14 protein-coding genes are annotated in these 15,054 nt (G+C 70.1%); 4 read left to right on the top strand and 10 right to left on the bottom strand.

Features of this window, described 5'->3' with window-relative positions; genetic code table 11:
* Positions 1-25 precede the first annotated feature (25 nt).
* From ACFJIX_RS20825 to ACFJIX_RS20865, 9 genes are all read right to left on the bottom strand, one after another.
* Positions 26-325, bottom strand: a complete 300-nt coding sequence (locus ACFJIX_RS20825; RefSeq protein ID WP_377154458.1) for a PAAR domain-containing protein — start codon at positions 323-325, stop codon at positions 26-28.
* Between the two features lie 13 nt (positions 326-338).
* On the bottom strand, positions 339-2,132 hold the full coding sequence (gene vgrG, locus ACFJIX_RS20830; protein ID WP_377154460.1) for a type VI secretion system tip protein VgrG: 1,794 nt from the start codon (positions 2,130-2,132) through the stop codon (positions 339-341).
* 1 nt (position 2,133) lies between these two features.
* A complete protein-coding gene (locus ACFJIX_RS20835) occupies positions 2,134-2,895 on the bottom strand; it encodes a peptidoglycan-binding protein (protein ID WP_377154462.1) in 762 nt (253 codons plus the stop codon).
* A gap of 1 nt (position 2,896) precedes the next feature.
* A complete protein-coding gene (locus ACFJIX_RS20840; RefSeq protein WP_297526290.1) occupies positions 2,897-3,064 on the bottom strand; it encodes a DUF5908 family protein in 168 nt (55 codons plus the stop codon).
* Between the two features lie 63 nt (positions 3,065-3,127).
* Positions 3,128-3,727 carry a phage tail protein gene (locus tag ACFJIX_RS20845; RefSeq protein ID WP_377154465.1) on the bottom strand — a complete coding sequence of 200 codons (600 nt, stop codon included), beginning with the start codon at positions 3,725-3,727 and terminating at the stop codon, positions 3,128-3,130.
* Positions 3,727-4,152, bottom strand: a complete 426-nt coding sequence (locus ACFJIX_RS20850) for a phage tail protein (RefSeq protein WP_297526288.1) — start codon at positions 4,150-4,152, stop codon at positions 3,727-3,729. The genes ACFJIX_RS20845 and ACFJIX_RS20850 overlap by 1 nt, the downstream gene beginning before the upstream one ends.
* Before the next feature lie 166 nt (positions 4,153-4,318).
* On the bottom strand, positions 4,319-5,935 hold the full coding sequence (locus ACFJIX_RS20855; RefSeq protein WP_377154467.1) for a phage tail sheath family protein: 1,617 nt from the start codon (positions 5,933-5,935) through the stop codon (positions 4,319-4,321).
* Positions 5,936-5,953: 18 nt separating this feature from the next.
* Positions 5,954-6,805 carry a hypothetical protein gene (locus ACFJIX_RS20860; protein ID WP_377154469.1) on the bottom strand — a complete coding sequence of 284 codons (852 nt, stop codon included), beginning with the start codon at positions 6,803-6,805 and terminating at the stop codon, positions 5,954-5,956.
* Between the two features lie 17 nt (positions 6,806-6,822).
* The gene (locus tag ACFJIX_RS20865) at positions 6,823-7,395 is read right to left on the bottom strand and encodes a DUF4255 domain-containing protein (protein WP_377154471.1); all 573 of its coding nucleotides are present in this window, start codon (positions 7,393-7,395) and stop codon (positions 6,823-6,825) included.
* 365 nt (positions 7,396-7,760) lie between these two features.
* Here ACFJIX_RS20865 and ACFJIX_RS20870 point away from each other — a divergent pair, with 365 nt between their 5' ends.
* The 4 genes from ACFJIX_RS20870 to ACFJIX_RS20885 all read left to right on the top strand — a co-directional run bounded on the left by ACFJIX_RS20870 (position 7,761) and on the right by ACFJIX_RS20885 (position 14,044).
* A complete protein-coding gene (locus tag ACFJIX_RS20870) occupies positions 7,761-11,468 on the top strand; it encodes a winged helix-turn-helix domain-containing protein (RefSeq protein ID WP_377154473.1) in 3,708 nt (1,235 codons plus the stop codon).
* On the top strand, positions 11,465-11,947 hold the full coding sequence (locus ACFJIX_RS20875) for a hypothetical protein (protein WP_377154475.1): 483 nt from the start codon (positions 11,465-11,467) through the stop codon (positions 11,945-11,947). The genes ACFJIX_RS20870 and ACFJIX_RS20875 overlap by 4 nt, the downstream gene beginning before the upstream one ends.
* 106 nt (positions 11,948-12,053) lie before the next feature.
* Complete coding sequence (locus ACFJIX_RS20880; RefSeq protein WP_377154477.1) at positions 12,054-13,229, top strand: hypothetical protein; 1,176 nt, start codon at positions 12,054-12,056, stop codon at positions 13,227-13,229.
* Positions 13,230-13,249: 20 nt separating this feature from the next.
* Positions 13,250-14,044 carry a hypothetical protein gene (locus ACFJIX_RS20885; protein ID WP_377154479.1) on the top strand — a complete coding sequence of 265 codons (795 nt, stop codon included), beginning with the start codon at positions 13,250-13,252 and terminating at the stop codon, positions 14,042-14,044.
* A gap of 146 nt (positions 14,045-14,190) precedes the next feature.
* Here ACFJIX_RS20885 and ACFJIX_RS20890 read toward each other — a convergent pair whose 3' ends face one another.
* Positions 14,191-14,988 carry an alpha/beta fold hydrolase gene (locus ACFJIX_RS20890; protein ID WP_377154481.1) on the bottom strand — a complete coding sequence of 266 codons (798 nt, stop codon included), beginning with the start codon at positions 14,986-14,988 and terminating at the stop codon, positions 14,191-14,193.
* Positions 14,989-15,054: the final 66 nt, after the last annotated feature.

The raw sequence follows: 15,054 nt of genomic DNA on the forward strand, positions 1-15,054 counted from the left end.
TCGGAGGGGCGTCCGGGCGGCCGCGTCATCCGCCGATCAGCACGGTCGGCAGGCCGATCGCGATGTTGCCGCCGTGCGCGGTGGGGTCGCCGACGCGCGCCGCCGGCTTGTTGCCGATCAGCACCGTGGTGGAGCCCATCACGATCGCGTCCGGCGGACCGACGCAGGTCGCGTTGTCGCCCAGCACGGCGGCGGGCAGCGAGCCGATGAGCACCGTCGGCACGCCGGGCCCGATGACCGGGCCGCCCACATGCGGGATCGGCGGCAGGCCGGGCGTGACCATGGGGCAGACATGCAGGTCGGTGAGTCGGGCGGCGGGCGGCATGGCGTGTCCTTCCTCAATTGATCATGACCATCGCGCCCTTGACCACGGTCTGACCCGAGGCCGAGAGTTCCGCGGAGGCGTTGCCCTTGGCGGAGAAGGCGATCTGCGCCTCGTTGTTCACGTTCATGCCGGCGGTCTTCACGTCGGCCTTGGACGTGATCGATACCGCGCCGACGGCGTCCAGCTTGATCTGGCCCTTGGCGGTGACGGTGATGTCCTTGGGGCTGTCCAGCGCGATGCCGGAGGGACCGAGCTCGACCGTGTTGCCGTTCTGGTCCGCGAGCAGGATGGACTTGTCCTTGTCGCTCAGCACGATGCGGTTGTTGCCCGGCGTGGTGACGGTGATGACCTTGTCCTTCTCGTCGAACTCGAGCTTGTGCTTGCAGCGCGTGACGAAGGCCTTGGTGTCGTTGGGCGCGGCCAACGCATAGGGCGGCGTGCGGCTGCTGCTGTAGAGGCTGCCCAGGATGACCGGGTGCGAGGGGTCGCCGGCGAAGTAGCCCAGCACGACCTCGTCGCCGACCTCCGGCAGGAAGAACGCGCCGAAGCCGCTGCTCGCATGCGACTGCAGCAGCCGTGCCCAGACGCCTTCGGTCTCGGCCTGCAGCACGGGGACCTTGACCTGGATGCGCTGCTCGCCGGCCGGGTCGGCGTCGAGCTTCATCACCACGCCGACCTGCAGGCCCGGCACGGGCGGCAGCAGGCCGGCCGCCGGCAGCGCCGGCACGTCGGGCCGCGCGCTGAACCAGTCGGGATCGAGGCCGAAGTCCGCCTCGGTCGTCCACGCGCCGTCCTCGATGTGGTGGCGCAGCCCGGTGATGAAGACCGTGCCGCTGAAGCGCTTGCCCACGCCCTGCAGATCGATGAGTCCGCCGACCTTGGCCTTGGCGCTGCCCTGGAAGCTCAGGTGGCCGCGCAGGCGCGCCAGGCCCGACTTGAGCTGCTGCGCCTTGGCCCACTGCGTCAGCATGTCGCGCGACTGCGGCGCGCCGGCCTGCAGCCGGAAGCTCGCCAGGCCGATGACCTCCGACAGCGTGCTGGTGTCGAGGTCGCCCTGCACCGGCAGCGTCGCGGGATCGGCGGCGGTGCCTTCCAGCGCGGCCTGCGCCTTGGGGTCCCAGGACACCGCCATCGCGCTGCCGTACTGGTGCCTCGCGTCGACGTCGCCCTCGAACGAGATCAGGTCGACGCCGTAGGTGACTGACAGCGCCGCTTCGCCGCCGGCCTTGGGCGCGGCGACGGCCAGCGCGCCGTCGTTGACGAGGACCAGCATGCCGTTGGCGTCGGCCCGCGTCAGCAGGAAGTCCCAGTCGCTGCAGAAGTGCTGCACCAGCTCGGGATGCGTGATCGTGGTCGCCTCGACGTCCGCGGACAGGCCGTGCGCGCCGGCCAGCGTGCTCATGATGTCGCTGTCGAGCTGGTCGATGTAGTTCACATTGCGCCGGCCCACCGTCATCTTCACCGCCTTGTCGCGGCAGTCGACGACCAGGCGCGCGTCGTTGTCGCCCTCGACCCGCAGGCCGTGGCGCACGACCAGGCCTTCGAAGATCGTCTCCTCCTGCTGGCCGTAGCCGGCCTGCACGGTGAGCGCGGCGCCGGGCTTGAAGTGGGCCGCGTCGCTGAGCGGGAACTCGCGGTCCGGCATGTCGCCGTCGTTGAAGACGAGCCGGGCGCTGGGCACGGTGTTGGCGGCGCGGCGCACGGTCACCGACATGAGGTCGGCGCTTTCGGGCAGGCGCTCGCCGTCGACGAGCACGCTGAGCGTGACGACGCCGACGGTGTCCTGGAGCGGGGAGACGCCGGGCATGTCACTTCCCCACCGGTGGGAACTTCAGCACCGTCCCGGGCGGGATGGCGCGGAAGTCGTTCAGGCCGTTGTAGCGGGCGACCTTCATGAAGGCGGAGGAGTCGCCGTAGATCTTCTCGCAGAGCGCGCCCAGCGAATCGCCTTGCTTCATCTTCACCGTCTGCGTCAGGTCGGAGGTGCTGGCGCGGCTGGTGACGCGGCGCTCCTCCTCCTTGCTCATCGCGCCGACGAAGGCCAGGTCCACCTTCGCGCGCAGCGGATCGCCGCCCGGCTTGAACAGCGTGTACTGCGCCTTCAGCGACTCCAGCCGGCCGAAGAAGATCAGCGTGCCCCACAGCACGCGGACGTAGGGCGGCTCGGTGCGCAGGTCGATGTACTCGTACACGACCTTGTTGAGCTGGGCGAGCTGGCCCTTCACGTCCGTCGGCTGGCCCGGCACGGGCGGGACCACGCCGGTGCTGTCCAGCACGATGGAGAAGTTGACCCGCTCGTCGTCGATGGCGCTGAACTTCGGCTCCACGCCCGGCGAACCCTGCGACTTGGTCTTGTCGTAGCGGATGCCGAAGCTGTGGCTGAACTCGGACGGGTTGATCTGCGCCTGGAAGGTGACGTCCTTGTCCAGCTCGACCGTGCCGGTCTTGCTGAGGTTGTAGCGCGTCAGCAGCAGCCGGGTCAGCTGCGGCGAGGCGGACATCGACGATGACGACGTCGATGAGGACGACGACGAAGCCGAGGACGACGAAGCGGTGGCGGGCGCCGGCATCTCAACGCTCCCGTTGCGCGCGCAGCCGGTCGGCCAGCCAGGCGCGGCATTCGGCGAGCAGCTGCTCGCGCAGCCGCTGCAGGTCCCGCTGGGCGATCGCGGGCGCGGGCGGCGCCGGTGCGGGCGTCACCTGCGAGCGGATCAGCAGTTGTCTGACTTCGATGCTCATGGTCTTTCTCGATCGGGGGTCAGGTCTTGATCCCGGGGCGGTCGTGGTCGTCCTGCCGTGCCGTCACACCAGGCGGCTCGATCCGGCGTAGGCCAGCTCGACGCGTTCGATGGCGACCTCGTTGCGGGTGGACTGGAAGGCCTCGACCGACCACTTCACCGGATACGCGTTCCGCACCGACCACACCCGCAGCGGCCCGCCGTCCTGGTCGAGCAGGAAGACGTGCAGCAGCTGCGGCACGATGGGCTGCGCGAAGCCGCCTTCCAGCACCTCCTGGCACCACTGCAGCAGGCCCGACTCCATCGTCGCGACGCCGCGCGAGAGCACCAGCTTCGGATGCTTGGCCGGCTTGGGCAGCTGGTGGACGAAGGTGTTCTGTCCGCCTTCGACCACCGTCTCCGTGTCCAGCTCTGGCCCCAGGCCGGTGACCTCGCGGAAGGCGTTGTCGCTGTTCCTGCCGGCCGACCCGAAGGTCACCGCGAAGCGGAAGGCCGGCGGCGGGTAGAGCATCTCCGCCCGCAGCGCGGCCGAGGCCGACGCGGTGCCCGGACCCGCCGCGCCGGCCGCCGCGGACGGCCGCTTCGCCGCCGCCGGCGTCGGGCTCACCCGCGCCGACGGACGGGCCGCGGGCGGCAGCGGCGGCGCGGGCGGGACCGGTGGCATCAGGCGTTGGCGATGACGAGGCCTTCGTGCGCGATCACGATGGTCTCGATCGCCACCTCGTTGCCGGTGGACTTCAAGTCGGTGCTGGTGATCTTGGTCGGCCAGGCGTTGGCCAGCGTCCAGACCATCGTGGGCTTGCCGGCCTCGTCCAGGAGACTGATGGTCACCGGCTTGCGCTTGATGGTGTTCATCTTGATCTCGTTGAACCAGTCCCAGAACTTGTTGTCGCCCTTGAAGACGCCTTTCTTCATCGTGACGTCGCTGTACTTCTTCATGCCCGGCATCTTGAGCACCGAGAACGCGGGGCTGTCCCCGTGCCGGTACTCGATGGGCTGGGCTTCCACGTCCAGGCCGGAGACCTCCTGGAAGGACATCACCGCCGAGTCCCACTTCACTTCGAAACGGAACTTGGGGAGGGGCCACACCGTGCCCGATTGCGCTGATCCGTCGTCTGCCATTGCCTGCCTCCACGAGGGTTATGAGGTCGAAAATTCGAAGGTGCGCGCGATACGGCACCGCGATATGGCGCCGCGATACCGCGCCGAGATCCGGGGACGCCCGCGATGCCGATGGCATCGGGGACGCGCCGCATCACGACTTCTGCATCTGCTGCTGGAAGGTGATCTCGATGAACTCGGCCGGGCGGCTGATGGCGACCAGGACGGTCACGCGCAGGATGCCCTCGAGGATGTCCTCGGCGGTCATCGTCTCGCCCAGGCCGACGTGGACGCTGAAGGCGTCGTCGGGGACCGCGCCGGCCAGTCCGCCGCGCTTCCAGATCCCGGTGAGGAAGCTCGAGATCATGCTCTTGATGGTCACCCAGGTATTGGCCACGTTGGGCTCGAACACCATCGCCTTGGACGCCAGCCGGCAGGACTCCTCCAGCATGATCATCGTGCGGCGCACGTTGATGTAGCGCCAGTCCAGGCTGTTGCCGTCCAGCGTGCGGGCGCCCCAGACGAGCACGCCCTCGCCGATGAAGGACCGGATCGCGTTGATCGACTTGCCCTGCGTCGTGACGTCGAGGTCTTCCTGGTCCTCGTGCGAGATGGTCACCTCGGGCGACACCACGCCGTTGAGGCTGACGTTGGCGGGCGCCTTCCAGACGCCGCGGCTGTTGTCGACCATCGTGTACACGCCGGCCATCGCGGCCGAGGGCGGCAGCAGGTTGAGCCGGTTGCGCGCCTCGGTCATCACGGTGTTGTAGAGCGGGCTCATCGAGACCAGGCTCTTGTGCAGCAGCGACTTGTGCGTCTCCACCGCGACGGCGAGCGCGGCGGGCGTCAGCGCCTTCTGCTTCTCGAGGTCGGACTTGGTGGAGGTGTTGACCAGGTCGGTGACGTACTTGGTCCAGTCCTCGTCGGTCTTGAGGATGTCGGCCACGGCCTGCGTCTGCTGCGCGGCGCGGGGGGGCATCGCGGGGTCGACGGCGTCGGGCAGCGACAGCTCCTTGCGCAGCAGCTGGGCCAGCAGCGCCGGGTTGGCGATGCGGGTGTAGTCCAGGTCCTTGTCCTGCACGACGGTGGTGTTGACCCACGGGTAGTAGGCCGCGGCGAAGTCCAGGAAGTTGACGCCCAGGTCGTTGCGGAAGCCCTCGATCGGATCGCCGCCCGGGTCCTTGCGGTCCAGGTAGCCGTTCCAGACGTCGAGGATAGCGATGCGGTTGCGCATGCGGCCGCCGCAGTGCTGCAGCATGGCCTGCTGGACCGCGACGCAGTCGGCGCGCTTGAGCAGCACCGCGTCGGGGATGACCAGCATGGTCGGTTCCTGCTCCTTGATCAGCGTGTCGATGCCGTCGGTGAGCGCCTGCGCCTCGACCAGGCCGCCGTAGTTGCCCACGGAGACGATGTAGCAGGGACCGCCGCCGTTCTGGAAGAAGTGCACCATGCCGTGGTACAGCAGGAAGCGGCCGCCTTCGGCGCCGTCGGCCTGGGTCAGGGCGTAGTCCTTGTCGTCGCCGCGGAAGTCGGAGCGCGTGTTGGGCGGCGCCTCGGCGATGGTCAGGTGGGGGTCGGGGCCGTGGCCGAAGTAGGTGTGGTACTCCGCCATCGAGCTGATGCGCCAGGGCTTGTTCAGCAGCGACTTGCCGCCGTTCTCGGCCCGGCGGGTGTAGCCGACGAAGGCGGGCACCGCGGTGGCCACCTCGACGACCGAATTGGGAAAAGCATTCTTCTCGACGATATAGACACCGGGTGTCTTCATAGCCATGGCGGCCTCCTCTGCGGGTTAGCGATGCACGTGGATCTCGGAGACGATCGCCGGTTGGCCGTCGATCATTTCGCGGGCGAGCAGTTGCGCCGCTGCCGTGGGCAGGCGGCGGATCAGCACCTTGTCGTTGCCTGCGCCCGCCTCGATGCGGCTGCGCAGCTGGAATCGGCGCGGCGAGCGCTGCGCCAGCGGCACGCGGCCGCGGGACCGGATCGCCAGCATCGGCGTGCCGTCGTCCAGGCGCTCCAGCGCGGGCGCGGTGAAATCGGTCTCGCCGGCCAGGTCGACGACGGCGAGCGCGGGCTCGGTCCAGTCGCCGAGCAGGCAGTACTTCCAGACCGTGGCGCGCGGCGCCAGCGGCCAGCGGTGGCGCACGGGCCAGGCCGCGGGATCGCGCGAGGGACCTTGCGCCGGCAGATGCGCCAGCGGCAGGTGCAGCAGCGCGAAGGGCGGCAGGCGACGGTCGCGCTGAGTCAGCAGCGGCTGGCATTCGGGCGCGTCGATCGCTCTTGGCGATGCATCGAGGACGACCGAGGGATCGTCGTCCGATCGGCCCGGCTCGACCCACAGCAGCTCGCGTGGCCGGTCGGCGGCGTCCTCGGTGCCGCAGGCGAAGTCGTCGTCGGTGGCGAACACGCACCAGCTCAACGCGGCGTCCTCGGCATCGGCGCGCAGATGCTCGACCGCTTCGGCCGGGCCGTCGATGCGGAGCGATCCGCCGTCGGCCCGCACCAGCGCGTCGGCGCGGCGCAGCCGCTCGGCGGTCGATCCGGCGGGGACGAAGCGCAGACCGCGGCAACGGCCGTCGGCGTAGTAGCCGTGGTCGACGTCCACCTGCAGCAACGGGAAGTAGGGGCCCCTGTGACTCATGCCGTGCTCCCGCCCGTTCAGCCGTGGACACCGACCGCCGGCGTGCGCACCGGCGGCAGTTGCGCGTCGGGCTTGCGGGCGTCGATGGTGAGGAGCCGCACGCGGTAGAGCACCGACGGCACGTAGCGGCCGCCCAGCACGCCCCACAGCGTGGACAGGTCGTGCAGGGTGAGCGGCTCGATGTTCAGCGTGAGCTTGTCGATGCGCGGGTCCAGGCCGGGCGAGTTCTGCGGATCGAGCACTGGCGTGGCCTGGAAGCAGGCGATGGTGCTGGCGACCAGTTTGAGCGCCTCCGGATAGGTGCTGCCGCCGTAGTTGGCCGCGAACATCACCAGCAGGTTCAACTGGACCGGCGGGGCGGAGCGCGCCATCCGGTCGCCGCTGGCCAGCGTGTGCGCCGGCATGCCGGGGACGGCGTCGCGTTCCAGGTTGACCAGGAAGGCGCAGAGCCGATGCGCCGCGCCGGCCGCCGGGGCGCCGTCCGCTTCATGCAGCGCGGTCACGGCGACGAGGTCCTCCGCCGACTGGTGCGAGCGGCGCAGCACGGCGTTCAGGTGGCCGGCGATGTGGAGGAGGGCGGCGTCGATCATGGTGGGCCGGTGGGTTGAGGCTGCGGGTGAGGGAGCGGATGAAGGAGCGGGTGAAGGGGCGGCGAAGCGGTGGCGAAGGGGCGAGTGGGGGAACGGCTGGAGGTGCGGAGGCACCGGGCTGTCGATGCGTTGAACGATAGGAGCGCGCGCCCTCGCGTCCCATCCGATGGATGCCGATGTTGAGGGCCGGGTTTGCGGAGATTCGGCTCGGACCGCCGCACTGGCGGATCGCGGTTGCGGCGCAAGCGCGCGTTGTCCCCTGTCAAGCTGTCAACCCTTTCGGGGTGGACATGCACACGTGCGGGGCCGCCGCTCCTAGACTCCGCGCTCACGGTCCGAAGAGGCCGGGCTCAGGAGGTGAAGCAATGGATCCGAGGACCGAGGAGGGTCCGCCGCCCGCGACGTCCGCTCGCGGGATGAAGGCGTGCGAGCCGCTGAGCTTCCTGCTCGGCGACTGGATCGTCGACGTGCCCACGCGCCGGCTGCGTCGCGATGACGAGACCGTGACGCTGGAGCCGCGTCCGATGGCGGTGCTGGCCGCGCTGTGCCGTCATCCGGGCGAGGTGGTGTCCGCCGAGGCGCTGCTGCAGGACTGCTGGCCGGAGGCCACGACCCTCGGGGACAACCCGGTGCACAAGGTGGTGGCCGGCCTGCGCCGGGCCCTCGGCGACAGCGCCACCTCGCCGCGTTACCTGGAGACCATCCGCAAGCAGGGCTACCGCCTGGTGGCGCCGATCGGCGTGCTGTCGGCGGAAGGGCCGCGCAGCCACGCCGGCGGGTGGCGCGGGCTGTCGCCGTTCCGCGGGCTGGAGCCGTTCGACGCGGCACATGCGAGCGTGTTCTTCGGCCGCGACGATGCCGTCGCGGCGCTGCACCTGCGTCTGACGCGGCAGTGGCGCTCGGGCCACCCGCTGGTGGTGCTGCTGGGGCCGAGCGGCTCGGGCAAGACCTCGCTGGTGCAGGCGGGCCTGGTGCCGGCGTTGACGCGAGGGGCTTCGGGGTCGACTTCGACCTCGACCTCGGGCTCGGGCTCGGGCTCGGGCTCGGGCTCAGGCTCAGGCTCAGGCTCAGGCTCAGGCTCAGGCTCAGGCTCAGGCTCAGGCTCGGCGCCGGTGGTCGGCGGTGCGCCGGACACCGGCCTGGGCGGCTCCAGCGGCCCGTTGCTGCGCGTCAGCGCGGCGGCGCTGGTGGACCTCGGCGCGTTGGGCGGGTTGGACGCCTGGGCCGGGGTGGCCGGTGCGATGCTGGACTGGGAATGCCAGGGCGTGCCGCTGCTGTCCGGCTACAGCATCGACACGCTGGCTGCGGATCTGCGCGAGGCACCGGGCGAGGTGCTGCGGCAGCTCGAGATCGGGCTGGACGCCACGCGCGCGCTGCGCAGCGGCGCGCAGGCCCCGCCGCTGCTGGTGCTGGACCGGCTGGAGGCGATCTTCCAGGACGACGACGGGCATCTCCGCGCGTGGTTCGCGATGCTCGACCGCCTGGTGACCAGCGCGCGGATGGTCGTGCTGGCGATCTGCCGCAATGACTTCTATGCCGCGCTGGCCCGCTGGCCGTCGCTGATGCGCGGCAAGGAGGACGGCGCCCACCTGGACCTGGCGCCGCCGGACGCGCGCGCGATCGCGCAGATGATCCGCCTTCCGGCGCGCGCCGCGGGCCTGAGCTACGGCGCCGACGAGAGCGGCCTGAACCGCCTCGACGACCGGCTGTGCATCGACGCGATGCAGGCGGCGGATGCCTTGCCGCTGCTGCAGTACACGCTGCAGCAGCTCTACCTGCACCGCGCGCCGGGGGACGTGCTGGCGTGGTCGGCCTACGAGGACCTCGGCGGCCTGGAAGGCGCGATCGGGCGCCGTGCGGAGGCGCTGCTCGGCGAGCTGCCGGCGGCCCAGCAGGAGGCGTTGCCGCGGCTGCTGCCCCGGCTCGTCACGCTGGGCGGCGAGGAGGCGTCGCCGACCAGCCGCTGGATCGCCGCGTCCGAGCTGACGGACCCGCAGGAACAGGCGCTGGTGCGTGCCTTCGTCGATGCGCGACTGCTGGTGGCGGACCTGGCCGGCGGCAACGCAGGCTTGAACGCAGGCACGAACGGGGCGATCAACGGAGGGCTGAGCGGAGGGGCAAGTGCAGGCGTGAGCGGCTACCGCGTCGCGCACGAAGCGCTGCTGCGACGCTGGCCCCGCGTGACGTCGTGGGTCGCGCAGCACCGCGCGTCGCTGGCCGCGCGCGACGAACTGCGGCCGTGGGTCGCGCGCTGGATCGAGGCGGACCGGGCCGGCCCGCTGCTGATGCCGCGCGGCTCGACGCTGTGGACGGCGGCGCGCGCGCTGGCGGAGGCGCCGCAGCTGTTCGGCGACGAGGAACGGGATTTCATCGAGCGCTCGCAGCGGCGCCTGCGCCGCCAGCGCTGGGGTCTGGGCGCGGCGAGCACGGGCGCCTTCCTGCTGGCCGGCATCGCGGGCATCGCCGCGATCGGCTATGCGCGGCAGGCCGAGGTCGCGGCGGAACGCCAGCGCCAGAGCCGGCAACTGGCGTCCTTCATGCTGGGCGAGCTGGCGGACAAGCTGCGGCCGATGGGGCAGCTCGACGTGCTCAGCCGCATCGGCGAGCAGGGCGTGAAGCTGCTGGCGCCGGCCGAGGGCGGCCGCGAGACGCCCGCCGACGCGCTGCAGCGCGCCCGGGCGCTTGTGGTGATCGGCGAGGTCAACAGCAGCCGCGGACAGGGTCGCACCGACATCGCGATCGATGCGCTGCAGGCGGCGCGGCGGCTGCTGGCGCCGCTGTCGCTGGCCGCGCAGCAGGATCCCGCCGCCTACTACAAGACATTGGGCGCCGCGTCGTTCTGGCTCGGCCAGATCGCCTACGACGCCGGTGACTTCGACACGGCCTCGCAGGAGATGACGCGCTACCGGCAGGCGTCGCAGACCTGGCGCCAGGTCTTGCCCGACGACGCGGACGCGCCGGTCGAACTCGCGTTCGCGGTGAACAGCCTGGGCTCCATCGCGGTCCGGCGCGCGGCCTGGGACGAGGCGCAGCGCTGGTTCGAGCAGGCGCTCGCGATGAAGCTGGCGACGCTGGCGCTGAAGCCGGAGAACGCCGAAGCGCAGGAGTCGGTGGCGAGCTCGCGCATCTGGCTCGGGCGGGTCGCGTATGTCCGGGGCAATCCGGTGGAGGCGCTGGCGCTGTTCGACCTGGCGCGGCAACCGCTGGCGACGCTGGCGGCGCGCTCGCCCGACGCGCTCGTGCGCCAGCGCGATCTGGCGACGGTGGAGGCGCGGCGCGGCGATGCGTTGTGGGCGATGGGCCGTGTCCACGAAGGACTCGCGGTGATGAGCGCGGCGGTGGAGCTCCTGCGCGATGTGGAGCGCCGCGATGCCAGCAACCGCTACTGGTCGGCGGACCGGCTGCATGCGCAGGCCAGTCTCCTGCTGCTGCAGACGGACGCGGGGATGGCGGTGCGCGAGGCGCTGGACGCGCTCCGCGGCCAGGTGCCCGCGCGGCCCGACGCGGAGCCGAGCCGCGAGTTCATGCGCCGCGAGGTGCTGGCGCGATTGGCGGTCGCCGAGACGATGCTGGCGGCGCGCGGTGGCGCGCGCGAAGACTTCCAACGGCTGCATGCGGCGGCCGGCGACGAGGTGCAGTCGCTGCTCGCGCTGGCGCCGCGGCATTGGCAGACCCTCGAGCTGAAGGCGCGGCTCGGGCTGATGGCGCTGGCGACTCCTGAGGCGCACGGACAGCGCGACGGCGCGCGAGATGGCGCGCGAGACGAAGTGCGGGATGGAGCGCGAGACGGAGTGCGAAACAACGCCGCGACCGGCTCGCGAGGCGTCTGCCTGCAACTGCGCGACGGTCTGGGCTCGGCGGTGATGGCCGGGCAGGGCGGCCTTGTGCTGGAAGCCTGGCTCGCGGCCCGGCGCTGCCTGGGCGAGGCGGCGGCCGACACCGAGGCGGCGGTGCGCCTGCGCGCGGGCGGCTACGCGCCGAACCGGCTCACGATTTCCGCACTTCCTTCGACCCCTATTTCAACCTCCACTTCAACCCCAACCCCAACGACGACAAGGAAACCTGTGTCATGACTGATTTCGCAACGACTGACGACACGACGACCGAAACAACCCCTGGCACGCCGGGCGTGGCGCAGTTCTATGTGGTGCCGTGGTCCCTGCAGACGGTGCCGAACGGCGACGTGGAAACGACCCTGGTGGAGTGCCGCTACTTTGACCATTGCTGGAACCGGGTCGATCACAAGCCCATGCGCAGCGATTTCTACTTCTTCCAGCTGAGCCAACGCGCCACGACGCAAAAGGGGGAGAAGCCCAAGGAGGAGCTGGACCTCACCCTGATGTCGGCCGTGGCGAAGACGCTGGACTCGCCGTGCAACCTCAACAACAGCTTCATCGCGGCGGGAAATCCGAAGGAGACCTCGCTGGTCATCCCGGTGCTGCCGGGCAAGACGCGAGGCGTGATCCTGGTGTTCCGCTCGCCGGCCGCCGGCGACAAGGTGGATTGGCTGGTCGCCACCGCCGATCCGGAGATCAAGAACGGGAGCAATTGACGGCTCCTTCCGGGTCGTCACTCTGCAACTTGTCCCCAAGCCTGGGGATTCCAGGGCCGCCCTGTTGCTGTAGGGTCTGAGCACACTACGCAAGGGATGGTTCCTCATGTTGTCCGGAGTCCTGAGGCGCCGCGCCGCCGAGCGTGCCGCCGCGGCGAAGGTCGCGCAGCACGACGATCCGGCCGCAGAGCCGGGCAAGTCCGCGCTGGACATCGTCAAGTGGGTCATCCCGTCCATCGGGGCGTTCGCGGCGCTGGTGGGCTTCGTGTCCGAGTCGGCCCACCAGGCGCTGCTCGGCGTGGAGCGGGGCGACATCGGCGCGGCGGCCTACATCTGGTCGGCCGGCGAGTTCATCCGCGCGGTGATCCGCGCGGTGTCCTCGGCGGTCTTCCTGCCGCGCTTCTTTTCCGCCGATTCCACGGCCGAGTTGTGGCTGCTGGCGGTTGCCATCGGCACCGGCCTCGCGCTGTACCTGCTGCGGCGGTTGAGGGATGGGGGCACCCGCCCGCCGCTGTGGCGCCGCGTCGTGTTCAGCGCCTTGCTGATCGCGCTGGTGGCGTGCCGCCTGCTGATCGTCGAAATGCCGCTGGCGCGGGTGGAGAACCTGCTCGTCGGCGGCACGCGCGTGGTGGAGAACTCGCTGCGATTCGACCAGGTCACGCAGGCGGAGCAAGCCATCCTGAAGCGCTCCGTCGTGTTCTATTCCTTCTTGCTGTGCGACCGGCAACAGGACACTGTCGTGCCCGAGCTGAAGCTGCAGTGCGAGCGCGACCGGCAGTACGCGACGGACGCGGTGCGACTGTTGCTCGTTGTCATCGGCATCAGCATCGCGACGCTGGCCATCGTCGGCCTGCTGTGGGCCGGCGCATCCACGACGACAGCCGCGGTGCTGCTGGCGCCGGTGGCGCTGTATTGCTGCCTGGCACCGGCCTTCGTCTACGGCAAGCTGGTGAAGCCGCCGCTGTTCGAGAGCGCGCTGATCCAGGTGAAGACGGGGCTGGAGCAGATGCCGGCGCAGACCTCTTTCAAAGACCGACCGGCCGTGCAGGACACCAGCGCGGGCCGGCTCCTGACGGCCATCATCCTCGGGCGTGACGACAAGATGCTGTCGCTCTACGTCAGCCAGAGCAAGCCCTGCGGCGCCGGGCCGTCGACCTACGAATGGGTGCCCTGGCAGATTCCCGTTTCCGAGTTGATCGCGATGCGGGAGATCCAGAGCCTGGACGTGGTCGCGGAGCGCTTCAAGCAGGTGCCTTGCCCCGACAGCCCGCCGCCGCCGTGACATTACTCAACGGAGTCTCCATGACCAAGTTGCTCGCCGTGATCTCCATGGTTCTCGCATCGACCGTGCAATCCGCTGCCTCGGCCGAGGCGAACTCGCCGGAATTCGCCTTTCGCAACGAGCCGCGCCCGACGATCACTCGGGCCATCGACGTCGTGAACGAAGGCTCGCCGCGGGAGGTCAACGCGGGCGAGGACGTCGTCTTCTCGGCCCGTGTCGGCACGCAGGCGATCCTGAAGGAGGGCTTTCAGGTGCGCATCTTCACGCTGCCCTCGCTGAACGCCGACCCCGTCGAGGCGGCGCCGGCCATCGAGGACTGCCTGATCTACTTCTCGACCGTCTATCCGGTCGCGCCTTCGGTGGGCCCCAAGATTCCGCTCGTCACCAACGCCTCCGAGGGCTGGCTCTCGGTGCAGCCGGACAACACCGTGGGCAACGGTTATTTCCTGCTCGTCTTCGAACGCACCGGCATCCGGGAGACGGTCTTCCGCATCAAGCGCGGCGACGCCAAGACCTACTTCGCCACCGGCCTCCGCCTGATCATCAAGGCGACCGACAAGTCGCGCCTGTCGGAGGTCGTCGCACGCAATGTCAACCGCTTCGCCCAGCGCGCCACCGATGCAGGCAAGCTGACGCAGAACGACAGCAAGATCCCCCTGCTACGGCTACGAGAAGATCACCAAATTCGCCGGGCTCGCGGAAGAGGTGGAGCAACTGGCCATGGCGGTTTGCGAAAAGTCAGCGCGGTCCTAGGACTTGGCAACACGAGCGCAAACCACCAGCCACCAGCCACCAGCCATCGGCGAAGCGGATGAGACGGCTGCCCAGTCTGATCTTGCTGGCAAATCCTGACCCTCCTTGAACCCGGCGTCCCGGAGGCGATGTCGTCGAGTTGCCGACCCTGCTCGTCGAGCCGGCAGAACATGGTCTCGCAAGACACCACGCCCGCCGCGCCGTCCGTTCAGCGCGCGGCCTGCGCGCTCTGCTGCGCCGCCCGGTGCACGACGTCGGCCACGACCTTTGCCTGCGTCATGAACACCGCATGACTGGCCTTCACCTCCGTCACGGACGCGCCGATGCGCTTGGCCATCGACTGCAGCATGCGCTGGTCGAAGGCCTTGTCGTCGGTCGCGATGACCGCCCAGCTCGGCCTGCTGCGCCAGGCGGCGTTCTGCAGCTTCGTGCCGAACGAGGCCATGTTGATCGGCACCTGGCTGTCGCGAAGGAAGGCGGCGTCCGCATCGCTGGCGTCCGCGGCAAAACCGGCCTTGAACTTGTCCGGACGGACGATGCCGAAACCGTCGGGCAGTGTGTCGAGCACGAACTCCGGCGGCGTGGCGAAGCCGGTGTACTGCTGCGCCGTCGTTTCTCCGGCGTCCGGCGACAAGGCCGACACGTAGACCAGCGCCGTGACCTTGGGATCCACGCCGGCCTCGGTGATCACGGTGCCGCCCCAGGAATGTCCCACCAGCACGGTCGGGCCGTCCTGCTGCGCCAGCGCGCGCCTGGTGGCGGCGACATCGTCCGCCAGCGACGTCAGCGGGTTCTGCACGATGGTGACGCGGTAGCCGCGCTTCGTGAGGTCGTCGTGGACACCGCGCCAGCCCGACCCGTCGGCGAAGGCGCCGTGCACCAGCACCACGTTCCGGGCAGGCTTGACGTCCGAGGTACTCCGGGCCGTCTGCGCGGACGCGAGGTCCGACAGACCGGCCGTGGCGGAAACGGCCAGGACGGCGGAAAGGATGGCTTGTCTGCTCATGATGAATCTCCTTGGGTGGGGGAACTGCATGCGGGCCAACACGGCCGGTGGATGACCGACGACACG

It is taken from the genome of Roseateles sp. UC29_93 (assembly GCF_042695725.1).
Taxonomy (GTDB): Bacteria; Pseudomonadota; Gammaproteobacteria; order Burkholderiales; family Burkholderiaceae_C; genus Roseateles; species Roseateles noduli_A.